Annotated in this window: 21 protein-coding genes; 7 read left to right on the top strand and 14 right to left on the bottom strand. The window is 71.6% G+C overall.

Features of this window, described 5'->3' with window-relative positions; translation table 11 throughout:
- Together Q0L54_RS05970 and Q0L54_RS05965 are read right to left on the bottom strand one after the other, a co-directional pair.
- Positions 1-695 (bottom strand): thiamine pyrophosphate-binding protein (locus Q0L54_RS05970; RefSeq protein WP_296666220.1); only part of this gene is annotated, 695 nt, incomplete at its 3' end.
- Positions 692-1579, bottom strand: coding sequence for an o-succinylbenzoate synthase (locus Q0L54_RS05965; protein ID WP_296666219.1), 888 nt, complete (start codon positions 1577-1579; stop codon positions 692-694). The genes Q0L54_RS05965 and Q0L54_RS05970, both read right to left, overlap by 4 nt.
- Positions 1580-1625: 46 nt before the next feature.
- Between Q0L54_RS05965 and Q0L54_RS05960 the strand changes: the two genes are divergently transcribed.
- Positions 1626-2555 (top strand): 1,4-dihydroxy-2-naphthoyl-CoA synthase, encoded by a 930-nt coding sequence (locus Q0L54_RS05960; RefSeq protein WP_296666217.1) that lies wholly within the window; start codon positions 1626-1628, stop codon positions 2553-2555.
- 19 nt (positions 2556-2574) lie between these two features.
- On the opposite strand, the gene Q0L54_RS05955 is transcribed toward Q0L54_RS05960, so the two are convergent.
- A complete protein-coding gene (locus Q0L54_RS05955; RefSeq protein WP_296666216.1) occupies positions 2575-3666 on the bottom strand; it encodes a DUF3048 domain-containing protein in 1092 nt (363 codons plus the stop codon).
- A 36-nt stretch (positions 3667-3702) separates the two neighbouring features.
- Between Q0L54_RS05955 and Q0L54_RS05950 the strand changes: the two genes are divergently transcribed.
- Together Q0L54_RS05950 and Q0L54_RS05945 are read left to right on the top strand one after the other, a co-directional pair.
- Positions 3703-4713: an AMP-binding protein gene (locus tag Q0L54_RS05950; protein ID WP_296666215.1), complete on the top strand. Its 1011-nt coding sequence runs from the start codon at positions 3703-3705 to the stop codon at positions 4711-4713.
- Positions 4710-5579 carry a 1,4-dihydroxy-2-naphthoate polyprenyltransferase gene (locus Q0L54_RS05945; RefSeq protein WP_296666213.1) on the top strand — a complete coding sequence of 290 codons (870 nt, stop codon included), beginning with the start codon at positions 4710-4712 and terminating at the stop codon, positions 5577-5579. The genes Q0L54_RS05950 and Q0L54_RS05945 overlap by 4 nt, the downstream gene beginning before the upstream one ends.
- On the opposite strand, the gene Q0L54_RS05940 is transcribed toward Q0L54_RS05945, so the two are convergent.
- The gene (locus Q0L54_RS05940; RefSeq protein WP_296666211.1) at positions 5576-5848 is read right to left on the bottom strand and encodes a DUF4229 domain-containing protein; all 273 of its coding nucleotides are present in this window, start codon (positions 5846-5848) and stop codon (positions 5576-5578) included. The two genes, Q0L54_RS05945 and Q0L54_RS05940, sit on opposite strands and share 4 nt — an antisense overlap.
- A 31-nt stretch (positions 5849-5879) precedes the next feature.
- On the opposite strand from Q0L54_RS05940, the gene Q0L54_RS05935 reads away from it, so the two are divergent.
- Complete coding sequence (locus Q0L54_RS05935) at positions 5880-6170, top strand: PLD nuclease N-terminal domain-containing protein (RefSeq protein WP_296666210.1); 291 nt, start codon at positions 5880-5882, stop codon at positions 6168-6170.
- 177 nt (positions 6171-6347) lie between these two features.
- Here Q0L54_RS05935 and Q0L54_RS05930 read toward each other — a convergent pair whose 3' ends face one another.
- From Q0L54_RS05930 to Q0L54_RS05900, 7 genes are read right to left on the bottom strand one after another with little or no spacing between them, the layout of a single operon-like run.
- Entirely contained in the window at positions 6348-7469 is a 1122-nt protein-coding gene (locus Q0L54_RS05930) for a glycosyltransferase family 4 protein (protein WP_296666209.1), read from the bottom strand.
- Entirely contained in the window at positions 7470-8447 is a 978-nt protein-coding gene (gene ccsB / locus Q0L54_RS05925; protein WP_296666205.1) for a c-type cytochrome biogenesis protein CcsB, read from the bottom strand. It lies immediately after the preceding gene.
- A complete protein-coding gene (locus tag Q0L54_RS05920) occupies positions 8444-10078 on the bottom strand; it encodes a cytochrome c biogenesis protein ResB (RefSeq protein WP_296666204.1) in 1635 nt (544 codons plus the stop codon). Before Q0L54_RS05920 ends, ccsB begins: the two co-directional genes overlap by 4 nt.
- Complete coding sequence (locus Q0L54_RS05915) at positions 10078-10842, bottom strand: cytochrome c biogenesis protein CcdA (protein ID WP_296666203.1); 765 nt, start codon at positions 10840-10842, stop codon at positions 10078-10080. Before Q0L54_RS05915 ends, Q0L54_RS05920 begins: the two co-directional genes overlap by 1 nt.
- The gene (locus tag Q0L54_RS05910) at positions 10839-11402 is read right to left on the bottom strand and encodes a TlpA disulfide reductase family protein (RefSeq protein WP_296666201.1); all 564 of its coding nucleotides are present in this window, start codon (positions 11400-11402) and stop codon (positions 10839-10841) included. Before Q0L54_RS05910 ends, Q0L54_RS05915 begins: the two co-directional genes overlap by 4 nt.
- On the bottom strand, positions 11399-12016 hold the full coding sequence (locus Q0L54_RS05905) for a histidine phosphatase family protein (RefSeq protein ID WP_296666200.1): 618 nt from the start codon (positions 12014-12016) through the stop codon (positions 11399-11401). Before Q0L54_RS05905 ends, Q0L54_RS05910 begins: the two co-directional genes overlap by 4 nt.
- Positions 12017-12034: 18 nt before the next feature.
- Positions 12035-12271 carry a glutaredoxin family protein gene (locus tag Q0L54_RS05900; protein WP_296666198.1) on the bottom strand — a complete coding sequence of 79 codons (237 nt, stop codon included), beginning with the start codon at positions 12269-12271 and terminating at the stop codon, positions 12035-12037.
- Between the two features lie 71 nt (positions 12272-12342).
- On the opposite strand from Q0L54_RS05900, the gene Q0L54_RS05895 reads away from it, so the two are divergent.
- Positions 12343-13215 carry an HAD-IB family hydrolase gene (locus Q0L54_RS05895; RefSeq protein ID WP_296666197.1) on the top strand — a complete coding sequence of 291 codons (873 nt, stop codon included), beginning with the start codon at positions 12343-12345 and terminating at the stop codon, positions 13213-13215.
- A gap of 209 nt (positions 13216-13424) precedes the next feature.
- Here Q0L54_RS05895 and Q0L54_RS05890 read toward each other — a convergent pair whose 3' ends face one another.
- Positions 13425-13523, bottom strand: a complete 99-nt coding sequence (locus Q0L54_RS05890) for an AURKAIP1/COX24 domain-containing protein (protein WP_074789180.1) — start codon at positions 13521-13523, stop codon at positions 13425-13427.
- Positions 13524-13610: 87 nt separating this feature from the next.
- Positions 13611-13844 (bottom strand): helix-turn-helix domain-containing protein, encoded by a 234-nt coding sequence (locus tag Q0L54_RS05885; protein WP_296666194.1) that lies wholly within the window; start codon positions 13842-13844, stop codon positions 13611-13613.
- Between the two features lie 173 nt (positions 13845-14017).
- On the opposite strand from Q0L54_RS05885, the gene Q0L54_RS05880 reads away from it, so the two are divergent.
- Both Q0L54_RS05880 and Q0L54_RS05875 read left to right on the top strand, forming a co-directional pair.
- Entirely contained in the window at positions 14018-15427 is a 1410-nt protein-coding gene (locus Q0L54_RS05880) for a potassium transporter TrkG (RefSeq protein WP_296666193.1), read from the top strand.
- Positions 15420-16085 (top strand): TrkA family potassium uptake protein, encoded by a 666-nt coding sequence (locus Q0L54_RS05875; RefSeq protein WP_296666191.1) that lies wholly within the window; start codon positions 15420-15422, stop codon positions 16083-16085. Before Q0L54_RS05880 ends, Q0L54_RS05875 begins: the two co-directional genes overlap by 8 nt.
- Before the next feature lie 7 nt (positions 16086-16092).
- Here Q0L54_RS05875 and Q0L54_RS05870 read toward each other — a convergent pair.
- Positions 16093-16565 (bottom strand): anti-sigma factor (locus tag Q0L54_RS05870; RefSeq protein WP_296666190.1); only part of this gene is annotated, 473 nt, incomplete at its 5' end.

The raw sequence follows: 16565 nt of genomic DNA, 5'->3' as shown, positions 1-16565 counted from the left end.
ACCACTCCCTGCGCGAGGGGCGCGAGCGGTGCCGCGACGGACGCCATGGCGACCGGCGTCGGATGCACGGCGGGCAGGTCGGGCCACGGCCCACCGTCGGGACCCAGTGGGTCCCGAAACGCGACGTTGAGGTGGACCGGGCCGGGAGCCCCCGAGATGTCCTGCCGCGACGCATCGCCCAGCGCGCGGGTCACGGCGCGGCGTGCAACTTCGGAGGCTAGTCCCACCGAGGCTCCGCCCTCGGGCGCCGGCAGGTCCTCCGCCCACTGGACGAAAGTGCCGAAGATCCCGGGCTGGCGCGTGGTCTGGTTGGCCCCCACCCCGCGCAGCTCCGCCGGGCGGTCGGCCGTGAGCAGGATCAGCGGCACGCCGGAGTGGTGCGCCTCCATGACCGCCGGCAGCAGGTTCCCGACCGCGGTACCCGACGTGGTGACCACCGCGACGGGCCGCCGTGGCGCCGTCGAGGCCACGCCGCGGGCGATCCCGAGCGCCAGGAAGCCGGCCGTGCGCTCGTCGATGCGGACGTGCAGGCGGACGCGCGGCGCTCCGGGCGGCGGGTTGCCGGCGGCCTCCGCGAGCGCGTGGGCCAACGGGCCCGACCGCGATCCGGGGCTGAGCACGTAGTCCTCGACGCCCAGCTGCGCCAGCGCCGCGACCAGCGCACGGGCGAACTCGCCCGACGGGTGGGTGCTCACACGATCACGTCCAGCACCACCGGGCCGATCACGCCCTCGTGAGGCACGATCGTCTCGCGCACGGTGTCCGTCGCCAGCAGTTCCCCGGTGCCGAGCCCGCAGGCGAACGGGAGGCTGGGCAGCGCGCGGGCGAGCGCGACGCCGGCGAGGAGCCCCACGGAGGACTCCATGGCGCTCGACACCACGATCGGCACGTCGTACTCCTCGACCACACGCAGGCACGCCGCGACACCCCCCATGGGCGCCACCTTGAGCACCAGGATGTCCGCCGCCCCCGCGCGCATCACCTCGTGAGCGTCACCCGGCAGCCGCACCGATTCGTCCGCGGCGATGGGCACGTCGGTCAGCCGTCGTAATTGAGCCAGTTCACTCACTCTCGCGCAGGGCTGCTCGACGTATTCGAGTCCTGGACCGCCGCCGGCGCGGGCCGCCGCGTCCAACTCCTTCAGGGCCTTCACCGCCGTGTCGACGTCCCACGCGCCGTTGGCGTCCACCCTCACCCGCCCCCCGGCTCCCAGGGCGATGGCGACGGCCTCGACGCGCCGCGCATCGTCCCGGATGGACACCGTGCCGGCAACCTTGACCTTGGCCGTGGTGCAGCCGCCCGCCGTCGCGAGCTGGGCGGCACGGCCGGCGGGCACCTCCGGGACGATGCTGTTGACGGGCACCGTGTCCCTCACCGCCGCGGGCCAGGCGCCGTGCGCGGCCTCCATCGCGGCCTCCCACCACCGCGAGGCGCGCTCGGGCGTGTAGTCGGGGAACGGCGAGTACTCGCCCCACGCGTCCTCGCCGTCGGGCCCGATGCCGCGGACGAGCACGCCGCTGCGCTCCGTGACACCGCGGAAGCGCGTCGACAGCTCGACGCGGAAGGGCCGGAACTCCATGGGCTCAGCCTAGGACCGCGCGCGCCGCGCACTACGCTCGGGAGACATGAGCGACATGCCCGCCCAGGTCTCGGACCTGATGGACCCCGCGCGATGGCGCGCGATCGACGGCTTCTCCGATGGCGACATCACCTACCACCGGTGGGTGGAGCGAAGCGCGTCAGGCGAGCGCGACCTGCCGGCCGTCCGGATCGGTTTCAACCGCCCCGAGGTGCGCAACGCTTTCCGCCCGCAGACGGTCGACGAGCTCTACCGCGCGGTCGACCACGCACGCCAGACCGCCGACGTCGCCGCCGTGATCCTGACCGGCAACGGCCCCGCGGCGGACGGCGTCCACGCCTTCTGCTCTGGCGGGGACCAGCGCATCCGCGGCAAGGACGGATACCTCTACGAGGGCTCCGCACAGGACGCCCCCGCGCACGGTGGGCGTCTCCACATCCTCGAGGTGCAGCGCCTCATGCGCACCTCCCCCAAGGTGACCATCGCCGCCGTCAACGGCTGGGCCGCCGGGGGCGGGCACAGCCTGCACGTGGTGGCGGACCTGTCGATCGCCTCGCGCGAGCACGCGCGCTTCAAGCAGACGGATGCGAACGTCGGGTCGTTCGACGCCGGCTACGGCAGCGCGCTGCTGGCCCGCCAGGTGGGCGACAAGCGGGCGCGGGAGATCTTCTTCCTGGCCAGGGAGTACTCCGCGGACGACGCCGAGCGGTGGGGCGCGGTCAACGAGGCCGTTCCCCACGCGGAACTGGAGTCCCGCGCGCTCGAGTACGCGCGCATCGTCGCCACCAAGTCGCCGCAGGCGATCCGCATGCTCAAGTTCGCCTTCAACCTCGCGGATGACGGCCTCGCGGGCCAGCAGGTGTTCGCCGGGGAGGCGACCCGCATGGCGTACATGACGGACGAGGCGCAGGAGGGCCGCGACGCCTTCCTCGAGCGTCGCGATCCCGACTGGACCCGCTTCCCCTACGCCTACTGACGCCTCCCGAGCGCCTGGCTCAGGAGATGTCGATCGAGGTGGAGTGGCCCACGCCCTTGTTGGGCACCAGCTCGAACCACGTCTGACCCGGGATGAGCGACACCGGGTCGCCGCCGGTGGTGGTGAGCTCCCAGTTCTTGTACTGGCCGGCCTTGCTCCACCGGATGGGGACCATCGAGTCGCCGGAGACCAGGAAGCCGTCGCCCGACTGACCATTGATGATGGTCTCGGGCACGGACGAGCCGCCCTTGTTCGACGTGTACTGGACCGTGACGGACAGGATCACCACGTTGGTCGCCGAGAGCTGCGTGCCGGCGGACGTGACGTGCGGCGAGCCGGCTTCGATGCGCAGCCACACGCCCTCGGAAGCGCTCCAGCGCCAACCCGGGTCCGAGTACCGCGACATGTCGATATCGATCTTCGAGACCGGCTTGCCGGTGGCCTGCGCCGTCGCCGTCTCGTCGGGGTACGCGAAGGCCCACTGCTCGCGCGGCGCGGAGAGCTTGGACGCCTGCTCCTGGAACTTCGCGGGGTAGCCGTAGAGGTTGTGGGGAGCAGACCTGGCACTGGAGCGGTAGAACCCGTACGAGCCCACGTCCTGCGCGAGCAGCAGCTGACCCGAATCCCGCGCGGCGCTGATGAAGCGTCCCTGGGCGCCCGAGAACACCAGGGGCCCTCCGAACGAACCCATGATGTTCTTGTCCATGGGCCGCATCGAGCGGATGGGGCCCACCGACTCGGGGAAGTTCGAGTGGAACACCGCGACGAGCCGCGAGATGCCACCCTCGACGTACTCCTCGAACACCACGTCGGCCTTGTCGAGGTTCTCCTGCGGGCGCGCCGCCGCGGAGTTCTCGATCTTGATCGCGAGCGCGGGCCGGTCCTGCTTCGCGGCGCTGATCCCGGACGAGTCGAGTCCGGTGAGCGGCCAGGTCATTTCGGGACGCGGGTCCTCGGGCGCTGGAGGCAGTGACGGCGCCGTCGCAGAGGGGCTCGGAGCGGCCACCGAGACGGTGGACTGCGGGCCGCCGTCGGTGGTGGCGGGCGCGCACGCCGCGAGCAGGAGCACCGCTGCGGCCGCGAGGGCGCCGCCGATACGCGTGGTCATCATGCGGACGAGTGTAAGGGCCGCCCTAGGCTGTTCCCTGTGACCTTCGCTCCGCTCGTCGCAGATCCGCGTGGCGCCGTGGCCGCGGCCATCGCTGGAACGGCTGAGGGGATCGCGGTGGCGACCTCGGGTTCCACGGGAGCGCCGCGCGACGTGCTGCTCCCCGCGAGCGCCATCCGCGCCTCGGCCGAGCTCACCGCGCGCCGCCTGGGCGGCGAGGCGTCGTGGCTGCTGGCCCTGCCGGCGGACAGGATCGGCGGCGCGATGGTGATCGCGCGGGCCACCCTCGCCGGGACCGCGCTGGTCGAGCTTCCCGCGGGACCGTTCACGGCACGCGCCTTCGCCGCCGCGGCGGCCACGCTGCCGGAGGGCCGGCGCCACGTGTCGCTGGTCCCCACCCAGCTGCGCCGCCTGCTCGGAGAGGCCGAGGGACGGGACGCGCTCGAGCCGTTCGACGCGGTGCTGGTGGGCGGCGCGGCGCTGCCCGACGCGGACGTCCCCGCCGCCGTGGTGCGCACGTACGGCATGTCCGAGACCTCCGGGGGCTGCGTGTACGCCGGCGACCCGCTCGACGGGGTGGGCGTGCGCATCGGCGAGGACGGCCGCGTGCGCCTGTCGGGTCCCACGCTGGCCGCGGGGTACGCCGACGGCGACGACTCGGCCTTCGAGACCATCGACGGCGAGCGGTGGTTCGTCACCAGCGACGTGGGCGAGCTGCGCGACGGCCGCCTTGCGGTCCTGGGCCGCGCGGATCACGTCATCAACACCGGCGGCGCCAAGGTGCACCCGCAGCGGATCGAGCTCGCGCTCGAGGGCGCCGGGGCGGGCGCCGCGGCCGTCGTGGGCGTCCCCGATGCCGAGTGGGGCGAACGCGTGGTCGCCGTGGTGGAGGGCGAGGTGGACGATGCGTCGCTCGAGGCGGCGCTCGCCCACCTGTCGAGGTACGAGCGCCCCCGGCGCATCGTCCGGGTGGCGCGGGTGCCGCGTACGCCGGGTGGCAAGATGGACCGGTCCGCCGCGCGCACGATCGCGGCCGAGGAGGATCGATGACCACCACCGCCGACTGGGTAGCGGGTGCGCGGCCGCGCACCCTGTGGACCGCCGCCGTCCCCGTGGCGGTGGGCACGGCGTGCGCGATCTCGGTGGGCGGCTTCCGGCTGCTGCCGGCGTTGGTCGCGCTTGGCGTCGCCTTGGCGCTGCAGGTGGGCTCGAACTACGCGAACGACTACTCCGACGGCGTGCGCGGGACGGACGTCGACCGGATCGGCCCCGAGCGCCTGGTGGCCTCCGGCAAGGCGACGCCGTCCTCCGTGAAGCGGGCCGCCTACCTGTCCTTCGCCGCCGGCGCGCTCCTGGGCGTGGCGCTGGTGCTGCTGTCCGGCATCTGGTGGCTCCTGGCCGTGGGCGCCGTCGCGATCGTCGCCGCGTGGACCTACACCGGCTCGTCACGGCCCTACGGCTACGACGGCTGGGGAGAGGTGAGCGTGTTCGTCTTCTTCGGGCCGGTGGCGACCCTGGGGACGATGCTCACGCAGGCCGGGCACGTCACCTGGTGGGCGTGGGTGGCGTCCGCGGGCGTGGGCCTCTACGCGGTGGCGCTGCTGCTGGTGAACAACATCCGCGATCTGGCGACTGACGCGCTGGCGGGCAAGCGCACGCTCGCCGTCAAGCTGGGCGAGTTTCGCGCACGCCGCCTGTTCGCGGCGGTGGTGACGCTACCCGTCGCGTGCGCGATCGTGGTGGGGTTCGTCCACCCGTTCGCCCTGCTGGCGACCATGGTGGCGCTGCCGTCCGTGTTCATCGCGCTGGGGATGCGGATGGGTGCGGCGGGCGCGAACTTCGGCGTGATGTTCAAGGGCATCAGCGGCGTGGGGCTGGCGTACGGGCTGCTGCTGGCGTTCGGGATCGCGATCTAGCGGTCCGCGCGATCCTCGCTGTCGTCGGCGATCTCCGCGTCCTCCTGAGCCGCGGCCTCCCGGATGCCCTTCTCCGAGCGGGAGATCCAGCCGTCCATCTGTGCGGCGGCCCGCACGCGCAGGGTGGGCAGCGCCAGGTACGAGACCAGCCATGCGACCACGAAGGCCGCGATGAAGACGATGACGTCCCGCCAGCCCACCGCCCACAGCACTCCGAGCACGGCGATGAAGATGCCCGAGCGGGCGGCCCAGTATGCGAGAACGCTCATAGGTCAACGGTACCCGGCGTAAACTCAGGGAATGGCCCGCGTCCTCCCCTTCCTCATCTACCTGGGGCTCGTCATCTATGCGCTCTCGGACGCGCTGCAGCGCCCGGAGAAGGAGCCCTACGGACTGCCCAAGTGGGCGTGGGCCGGGGTGATCGTGCTGCTGCCGTATCTGGGCGCTGTTGCGTGGATCCTCGTGAGCCGCACGCGTCCCGAGCAGCCGCCGCAGGGCCGCGCCCACCCGATCGCGCCGGACGACGACCCTGAGTACCTGTCCTGGCTGCGCGAGCAGGCACGCCGGCGCCGCGAGAGCGGCGGCAGCTGAGCCAAGCGGCTCGCACCAAGCGGGGCAGCAAAGCCCCGTGGCGCCCACCGCGCCGATTCCCACCGCGCCGATTCCCACTGGTCGATGTGACGGTCGGATACCCGCGTGACGGATGGGACCGTCACATCAGCCTCACACGCCTCACCAGTCACATCCACCAGTGGGAATCGAAGCCGGCTAGCTGCCGTAGAGCTCCAGCACTTGCGCGCCTACGCGTTCGACATCGAACCGCTGGACCCGCTCGGCCTGCTCCGCGTGGAGCCGGGCCCGCAGTGCATCGTCCGTGATCAGGCGCTCGAGCGCGGCCGCAAAGGCGACGTCGTCCGACGCGTCGACGGATACCTCGGGCGCGTCACCGATCACGGAGAGGTACCCGGGGTTGGCGCCGGCGAGGACCACGCCCGATCCGGAGGCCATCGCCTCGACCAGCACGATCCCGAAGCTCTCCCCGCCGGTCGCGGGGAATACGGCGATGTCGGCATCCGCGTAGAACGCCGCCTTGTCCTCCTCGGCCACGAATCCGGCGAGCGTGACGCGTTCCAGGCCGTGCTCCGTGATCTCCTCCGCAACGGAATCGGCGAGCGGTCCCTTGCCGCCGATCCTCACCTCGATGCGATCGCGCAGGGCGTCGGGGAGCGCGGCCACGGCGTCGACCAGCTCGAGCACGCCCTTGCGGGCAACCAAGCGACCCAGGAAGGCGACCACGAGCCGGCCGCCGTCCCCCGGCACACGAGCCGAACCGGCCGCATCCGCCGCGAACCTGGCCACGTCCACCGGACACGGGATCACGCGCGCGGAGATGCCGAACGTGCGGCGAGCGAACTCCGCCGCGGGCTCGGACACCGCGCAGAAGGCGTCGAACTTGCGCAGGTTCGCCCTCAGCAGCCAGCCGAGGGCGTGCGTGCCCCACTCCGAGACCTTCGAGTCCGGCAGGATGTGGAACGTCGCGACGATCCGCACGGACCGCGCCTGCAGCTTCCGCGCCTCGTCCACGACCCGCGCGGCGAACAGCGGCGAGTGGGGCGTCTGCACGTGGATCACGTCGTAGCGCTCGCGGTCGAGCAGCGCGCGGATCTCCTTCCGCGAGGTGGGTAGCGGCACCCGCAGCCCGTTGCCGTTGAAGGTCACGCCAACGTTCCGGGCGAGCGAGTGCACGGTGACGTCGTCACGCGAGGCCTCGGAGCAGAGGTAGTGGACGTCGTGCCCGGCCCGCGACAGGAACGCGCCCAACGTCAGCACGTACTGCTGGACGCCGTCCGGCCGGTCGATGCTGTCGTCGAGGACGAGCGCGACCCGCACTCAGGACCCCGCGTACGTGTGCAGACCCTGGAAGAACAGGTTGACCACCGTGAAGTTCATGATGAGCGCGACAAAGCCCGCGATCGCCAGCCAGGCGCTCTTGCGGCCGGCCCAGCCCTGCGTGGTGCGGGCGTGGAGGTACGCGGCATAGAGCACCCAGATGACGAAGCTCCACACCTCCTTGGGGTCCCAGCCCCAGTAGCGGCCCCACGCGTGCTCGGCCCAGATCGCGCCGGCCATCACGGTGAAGGTCCACAGCACGAAGCCCACGGCGTTGAGCCGGAAGGACAGCGCCTCGAGGGACGATGCGGTGGGCACGGCGTCGAGGAAGCGGAACCGGCGACCGGTCCAGCGGCGCCGGGTGTCGCGCGAATCGCGCATCAGCTGCAGCACGCTCGCGATGAAGGACACGGACAGGATGCCGGTGACGATGGTCGCGATGGAGACGTGGATGACCAGCCAGTAGCTCTGCAGCGCCGGCGGCAGCGTGTCGACGTCCTTGTAAAGCACGGTGAGGGCGAGCCCGAGCGCGATGGTGGCGAGCCCGGTGACGCCGGCGCCCAGGAACGCGACGTCGCGCCGGCGCTGGACGATGAGGAAGACGGCGACCGCGAAGAACGAGCCCGAGATCGTGTACTCGTACATGTTCGACCACGGCACGTGGCCGGCGTCGATGCCGCGGGCCGTCAGCCCGACGGCGTGGAGCACGGCGCCCACCAGGGTGGTCGCGCGGGCGATGCCCGCTGCCTTGGCGGAGCGAGGGGGACGGGACGATGCGCCGCCGGCCGAGGACGCCGCCGCAGCCTTCGCGGGCGCCGGGCCGCCGACGGCGACGCGTGCGCGATCGCGGTCCACCGCGCGTGCGGCGGCGGTCTCGTCGGCGACGCGCGCGAGCCGGATCGCATAGGCGACCATGGCGATGGCGTACAGCGTGGTTGCGCCCCACAGCGTCATGATGCTGAGTTCGGTGACGTTCATGCGTGCCTCTCCACGGTGTCATCCCTGCTATCGTCCACGGCACCCTCCCCAGGGCCGGCCGTTCGCCCCGAGGCGGCGACCATCGCGCGGTCGAGCGCCTGCGTCACCGCGGTGTCATGCGGCGGAGCGAAGGCGGCTCCGGTCACCACTGTAGTTCCGTCCTCGTCGTGGGCCACCACCCACACCTTGCGACGGGACGCGAACAGCGACGTCGCCAGGCCGGTGAGCGTCAGGATCGCCGCCGCCAGCAGCCAGGGCAGCGACGGGTCCGCGCGCAGGTCGAGCGCCACGAACCGGGGCAGGGACTCGAACGTCACCGTCGAGCCGTCGGGCAGCTCCGCCGTGTCGCCCAGCGCGAGCCGGAGGGGCAGCGGCAGGCCGTCCTCGCCCCGCACGGGGCTCAGCTGCGACTCGTCGAGCCGGTAGACGTTCTGCGGGATCCCGGTGTCGAGGCCCAGGTCACCCTCGTAGGCGAGCATGTCGATCACCGGGTTGGTGGGATCCGGATGCACCGAGCCCACCGCGAACGGACCCTCGACGAAGGTCGGGTACAGCGTGGCCTTGAACCCCAACTGCTCGCCCGAGGTCACATCCGGCACCTTGATGACGCCCGTCGACGTGTACGCGCCGTCCTGCGGCAGGAACGGCACGGGGCCCGAGAACGCGACCTGGCCCGCCGCATCGTGCACGATGATCACCGGCGCGTAGCCGTTGCCCTGGAGATAGACCTTGGCGCCGTCGACCTCGAGCGGGCGGTTCACGGCGATCGCCTCGGGGACCGGGCTCTCCCCGGGCTCGGTGAAGGTGACGTTCGCGGTGAAGCTCAGCGGCCGGCCCGTGTCGGAGAACGCCGCGTCGAGCGAGTCCAGCCGGACCGTGAAGGGATCGAGCGACGCGGGATCGAACAGGCGCCCGGAGTCGAACGTGTCGTAGGCCACCACCGCGTTGGTGAACGACCGCCCCTCGACCACCACGGCCTGGCCTCGATAGGTGAAGAGCGTGCCGTACGCGACGGCCAGCAGCACGCCGATCAGCGCGGCGTGGAACAGCAGGTTGCCCAGCTCGCGCACGTGCCCGGTCTCCGCGGCCAGCGCCATCGCGCCGTCGTCCCGCCGGTCCACCCGCACGCGATAGCCGGTGACCGCGCCCACCAGGCCCGCTCGTGGCCGGAGGGCCACGCTTGCCCGCTCCACCGCATCGTCCGGGGTGCCGGGGACGATGCTCGGCTCGGTGGGGTCGTAGCGGTCGAGCAGGCGGGGGGCGGCGGCGATGGGCGCGCGCAGCTCCCGCCAATGGTGCGCGGCGCGCGGCGCGATGCAGCCGATGAGCGACGCGAACAGCAGCACGTAGATGGCGGTGAACCAGGCGGAGCCGAACACGTCGAGGAAGCCCAGCTTCTCGAGCAGCGGGCCCCAGAAGGCGTTGTCGTCGATGAAGGCGCGCGTCGCGCCCGCGTCCTGGGGCCACTGCGGGAGGACCGATCCGGGAATCGAGGCGAGGGCGAGCAGCAGCAGCAGGATGAGCGCCACCCGCATGCTGGTGACCTGCCGCCAGGTCCATCGCAGCCACCCGCGCGGGCCCAGCCGCGGGGCGTCCGCCACCGCGTAGTTGTCGAGCTTGACGCGGGCCATCAGACCGCCACCCAGAACCCGTCGATCCACCCTTGCATCAGCCCGGTGAGGCGCTCCCACAGGCCGGTGACCAGCAGCACGCCCAGCACGATCAGCATCGCGCCGCCGATCCGCATGAGCGCGAGCCGGTGCCGGCGCAGCCAGCCCAGCACCCGGCCGGAGCGCTCGAACAGCACGGCGAGCAGGATGAACGGCAGGCCCAGGCCCACGCAGTAGGCGATGGCGAGCGCGACACCGCGTCCCTGGGTGCCCTCGGCGAGGCTGAGGGTGAAGACGGCGGCCAGCGTGGGGCCGATGCACGGCGTCCAGCCCAGCCCGAACGCGACGCCCAGCACGGGCGCACCGGCGAGGCCGGCGGTGGGGTTGACGTGGAGGCGGCGCTCGGTCTGCAGGAACGGCACGGCGCCCATGAAGGCGAAGCCCAGCAGGATGATGATGACGCCCAGGATCCGGGTGATCGCCGAGACGTACGGGGCGATGGTGGCGCCCAGCGACGAGGCGAGGAAGCCGAGCGTGACGAACACCGCGGAGAAGCCCAGCACGAACAGCGCCGCGCCGAGCACCAGCCGCGGCCGCGACGCCTTTCCGGTGCCGCCCGCGCCCGCCATGCCGGACACGTAGCCCAGGTAGCCCGGCACCAGCGGCACCACGCACGGCGAGGCGAAGCTCACGAGGCCCGCCGCGATGGCGACGGGGATGGCGAGCAGCATCGAGCCCGACAGCGCGATGCCGGCGAACGAGGCGTCGGCGACCAGCCCGGTCATTCCGCGGCACCGCCCGCGTCGGCGATGAGCGTGCGCAGCGTGGACGGGTCCGCGCGGCCGATGATGCGCGCGTAGAGCCTGCCCTCGGTGTCGAGCACCAGGGTGGTGGGGACCGCGTTCATCGCGACCACGCCCTGCAGAGCCGCGGTGGCGGAGCCGTCCGAGTCGTCGATGGTCGGGTACTCCACGCCGAAGGTGCGGTCGAAGGCGTCGGCGGTGGGCGCATCGTCCCGGCCGTTGACGCCCACCACCTGGACGTCGTCGCGCGCGTCCAACTCGACCAGGTCGGGGGCCTCGGCGCGGCACGGCGGGCAGGCGGCGTACCAGGTGTTGATGAGGACCACCTGGCCGCGCAGCTCCGCCACGTCCACGGGTTCCCCCGCGAAGGACGTGCCCGCGAGGGCGAGGGGCTCGCCGCCGCTCTCGAGCACCGTGACGGTTCCGTCCCCGGACACATAGCCCGGCGACTGCGCGGCGTCGCCCGGGGTGCACGAGGTGAGGGTGATGGCCAGCGCGATCACCACGGCGAGCAGGATCGCGATGCGCGCGGCAGGCCTCACCGCGGGGCCTCGACGTGGGCGGCGGGTTGCCGGTAGCCGGCGAAGACCACGGTGTCGCCGTCGACGTCGAACGAGGTGAGCGACGCGAGCGCGCACTGCCGCGAGCGCGGGTCGTGGAGGTAGCCGCGCCCCTCCGCATCGCACCGCGCCACCCAGATCGGCAGCTGGTGGCTCACCAGCAGGGTCTCGGAACCCGGGTTCGCGGCCGCCGCGTCGACGATGGCGGCACGCATGCGCGCCGCCTGCTCCACGTACGGCTCTCCCCACGACGGCCGCCACGGATTGCGCAGCCTCCACCAGTGGCGGGGGTGCAGAAAGTCGATGGGCCGGGGGATGCGCTCCCCCTGGTAGTCGTTGCCCGCCTCGATGAGGCGCTCGTCGGTGTCGACCTCGAGGTCGAACGCGCGGGCTACAGGCGCGGCCGTCTGCTGAGCGCGCAGCAGGGGCGAGGAGACGATGCGGCCGATGGGCGACTCCTGGGCCGCCAGGTCGTCGGCGACGGCCTGCGCCATCCGCTCGCCGGCCTCGGACAGGCGGAACTCGGGCAGCCGGCCGTAGAGCACGCGGTCAGGGTTGTGCACGTGGCCATGGCGCAGGACATGGACGCGGGGCATGCGCCTATTGTCACCCGGCTACGACAGTGCCGTGCGCAGCCGTTCGGGATCGATGCGCCAGAAGCCCACCACCTCGCCGTTGACCGTCGCGACCGGGATCTCGTCCCCGTAGCGGGCACGCAACTCGGGGTCCGAGTCGATGTCGATCTCGACCCACTCCTCGCCCAGGGCGCCGCAGGTGCGAGCGACCACGTCGCGGGCGTCGACACACAGGTGGCATCCCGGTCGGGAGTAGAGGATCACGCGGGCCGGCATGCCGTCAGCATAGAGTTGGCGCGGCGTCTCCTTTCGCCGGTGAGGCGGAGCCCCATGAGTAGAGTTGGCGAGTGAGCCCCGCCGAGGAGAACGTCCCGCCCAAGGTGGCCGCATTCTTCGACGTCGACAACACTGTGATCCGCGGCGCGAGCGCCTTCCACATCGCACGTGGCCTGTGGCGGCGCGACTACTTCACGTTCCGCGACATCATCAAGTTCGGGTATGAGCAGAGCAGCTACCTGATGTTCGGGGAGTCGCAAGAGCAGATGGACCGCCTGCGCGAGCACGGCCTCGGCATCATCGAGGGCTGGTCGGTGGCGGAGATGACCTCGGTGGGCGAGGAGGTCTACGACGAGCTCCTCGAGACCCGCGTCTACCCCGGCACCAAGGACATCATCGACGAGCACATCTCGAAGGGTCATGAGGTGTGGCTGGTCACCGCCTCACCCATCGAGATCGGGCGCATGCTCGCCCGCAGGATCGGCGCCACCGGCGCGCTCGGCACCGTGGCGGAGCATGTCAACGGCTTCTATACCGGCCGGCTCGACGGGGATTTCCTCCACGGGCCGCGCAAGGGCGAGCGCGTGCGGGCCCTGGCGGCGGAGCGTGGAATCGACCTCGAGGCCAGTCACGCCTACGGCGACTCGCTCAACGACAGGACGATGCTCGAGACCGTGGGATACCCCTGCGCCATCAACCCGGACCCGAAGATGCGCAAGCTCGCCCGGGAGCGGGGCTGGCCGATTCGCGAGTTCCGCAAGCGCAGCAAGAGCGGCCGCCGCGGCGTCCTCAAGAGCTCCGTGACGGGCGCGGCGTGGGTCACCATCCAGGTGGCGCGCGGCGTCAAGTCCGCGGTGCGCGGTCTGATCCGAGGGCTGTTCCGCTGGCCACGCCGCGCGCCGTCGCCCGGCACCGGCAACCCCGAGGCCGCGCGCGAGCTGTAGGGCTCGGGGCTGGGGCTGGGGCTGGCGGCTGGACGACCACCATCCACCCCTGCGATGCGCGGATCTGCCAGAAGCGCCTGTGATCTACCCATTCCGGAGTGGTGGGTGGGTGGGCGTGCGGCGGGGGCGGGGCGGCGGGGGCGGGCCGCCCAGGCAGCAGAACGCCCGCACCACCTCGGGGGCGATGCGGGCGTCGATGCGCTTGAGCGCTACTTCTTGTTGCGGCGCTGGTGGCGCGTCTTACGAAGCAACTTGCGGTGCTTCTTCTTCGACATGCGCTTGCGACGCTTCTTGATGATGGAACCCACGGAACCTACCTCGTTCGATGACGGTAAATGCGGCACGCACCTCGGTGCGCGTGCGTCCAGGCCGCGCCGGACGCGACAGACAACGACCTAGCCTACCGCGCCAGCCGACTTGCCGTCATCCTCGACCTCGAAGCCTCCGGCGAGGGCGGCCTGCTCCATGAACTGCTCGACGGCCTGCTGCGGCACGCGGAACGAGCGCCCGAACCGGACGGCCGGAAGCTCCCCGGCGTGCACCCACCGGTACACCGTCATGCGCGACACCCTCACCAGGTCGGCCACCTCGGCCACCGTGAGAAAAGTCGTGCGCGGAGCATCAGCCATGGTCGTCTCGTCCCTCTCGAAGCGTCTGGCGCATGTATCGGCCGGATGCTGCCTCAACTGTAGGGGCTGAAGTGACAGTTGTGAAGTGTGGTGAAGGTGCCGATGATGAGGGTGACGACGTGCGCCTGCGCGCGCCCGGAGCAGGGCAGATGCGCCCTGGGATGAGGAGAGGGATGGCCATCCTGCGCACGGTGCGCGCCTCGATCGGCGACTGGATCGACCGCGTGGGCCTCGAGTCCCCCGCGCGGCTCGCGCTGGCCGGATTCGGGCTGGTCATCCTCGTCTTCGCCGGCCTCCTGTCGCTGCCGCAGGCGACGCAGTCCGGGGTGCGCGCGCCGTTCATCGATGCGCTCTTCACCGCCACGTCCGCCGTGTGCGTCACCGGACTCGTGACCGTCGACACGGGCAGCTACTGGTCGGGGTTCGGCCAGGGCGCGATCCTGATCGCCATCAAGGTGGGCGGCCTGGGGATCATGACCATGGCCTCGCTGCTGGGGCTCGCGGTCTCCCGGCGCATCGGCCTCACCCAGCGCATCCTGGCCGCGGGCGAGGCGCGCGCGTCAGGCCTGGGCGACTTCCGGCACCTGCTGCGCACCATCATCATCGTGTCCACCGCCACCGAGCTGTCGATCGCGTTCGTCCTGTTCTGGCGGCTGCTCGCCCACCACGAGCATCTCCCCACCGCGCTGTGGCACGCGATCTTCTACGGGATCTCGGCGTTCAACAACGCGGGATTCTCGCCCGACCCGAACGGCATCGTCCCGTTCGCCGCGGACCCGTGGTTCCGGATCCCGATCGCCGGCGGCGTGTTCATCGGCGCGCTCGGATTCCCCGTGTACCTCAACCTGATCCGCGCGTGGCGCCGCCCCCGCTCGTGGTCGCTCCACACCAAGCTGACGCTCGTCATGGTGGTCCTGCTGTCCTTCATCTCGGCCGCGCTGCTCGCGGCGTTCGAGTGGAACAACCCCGACACCTTGGGTGCGTACCATCCGTTCACCAGGTTCGGGCAGACCATGTTCATCTCGATCAACCAGAGATCCGGGGGCTTCTCTGCCGTCGACCACGGGGCCATGAACGAGCACACGTGGCTGCTTGAGGACGTGCTGATGTTCATCGGCGGCGGCTCGGGCGGCACCGCCGGCGGAATCCGCGTCACCACCGTCGCCGTCCTGATCCTCGCCATCTGGGCGGAGGCGCGCGGCAGGCGCGACATGGAGGCCTTCGGAAAGCGCATCGGCACGGAGGTGCTGCGCCTTGCGGTCGCCGTGACGATCATCTCGCTCGCATTCGTGATCGTGGGGGCCGGCGTGATCCTCGCCCAGACCACCGGAACCGTGCTTCCCTACCGTCCCGACGCGGTGGGGCTGGGTCTCGACGAGGTGCTCTTCGAGGCCATCTCCGCATACGCGACGTGCGGGCTGTCGACGGGCATCACGTCCCATCTACCCGCCGATGCGAAGCTGACATTGACCATACTGATGTTCGTGGGACGTCTCGGTTCGGTCACCATCGCGGCGTCGCTCGCGCTCAACCGGCAGCGGCGCGTGATCCGCTACCCGTCAGAAAGGCCCCTCATTGGCTAGCAACGATTCGGACCGCGCGGGCGTGCTCGTCTTCGGGCTCGGACGCTTCGGCTCCGCGCTCGCGGACACGCTCGACTCGATGGATGTCGAGGTGCTCGCGGTCGAACGCGACCCCGCTGTGGTCGAGCTGTGGTCCAAGCGCATTCCGTGCGTCGAGGCGAACGGCGCGGATCCACGCGCCCTCGAGCAGATCGGTGCGGCCGACTTCGCCGCCGCCGTCGTGGGCGTGGGCACCTCCCTGGAGGCGTCCGTGCTCATCACCGGCAACCTGGTCGACGTGGGCATCCCCGAGATCTGGGCCAAGGCCACGTCTGTCGAGCACAAGCGGATCCTCGAGCGCATCGGCGCCCACCACGTGGTCCTGCCAGAATCTGACGCCGGCGCGCGCGTGGCGCACTCCGTGGGCGGCAGGATGCTCGACTACATCGAGATCGAGGACGGATTCACGATCATCAAGATGCGCCCGCCGCGCGAGACGCACAGCTTCACGCTGGACAAGCTCGACCTGAAGGGCAAGTACGGGGTCCACGTGATCGGCGTCAAGCGCGCCGGCGAGGAGTTCGAGTACGCGACTCCCGAGACCCTCGTGGGCCCCGAGGACCTCCTGGTGGTGGCGGGCGAGGGCGAGCTGCTCGAGCGGTTCGCGCAGCGACCGTAGTGCGCGCTCAGCTCAGGATGCCGCGGGTGATCGAGTCGCCGGAGTGCGTGGGGACGCCATCCGCGGGCTCGACCGAGATGTCCACGATCGGGAACGCCGCCACGTCGTAGCCGGCCGGGATCTCGAACTCCTCGTGGTCCTGCGTCAAGTACCCCAGGGACACCATCCCCTGCACCTCGGTGTCGATCAGCCACACCTCGAGGTTGGCGGCTCCCGCATCGGTGAAGGTCGTGTCCACCACCAACACCTCCGAGCCGTCGTCACGCCTCTCGACGCGCGCCTCGCCGGCCTCGGCCTCGGTGGCGAGGTCCGCGAGCTGGGCCGAGGCCACCAGGGTCTGCGGGGAGTCGCCGCCGGAGGTCAGCAGCCCCACCCCGGCCGCGCCGAGCACCACTCCCGCCGCGGCGGCCGCCATCCCCACGAGCCAGGGGCTCGGGCGGCGGCGCCGCGCCGCAAGCTCGTCCGGCGCCCCACCGCCGG

Origin of the sequence: Demequina sp., assembly GCF_024642165.1 — a bacterium.
Classification (GTDB): Bacteria; Actinomycetota; Actinomycetes; order Actinomycetales; family Demequinaceae; genus Demequina.
This window is presented reverse-complemented; position numbering and strand designations above follow the sequence as displayed.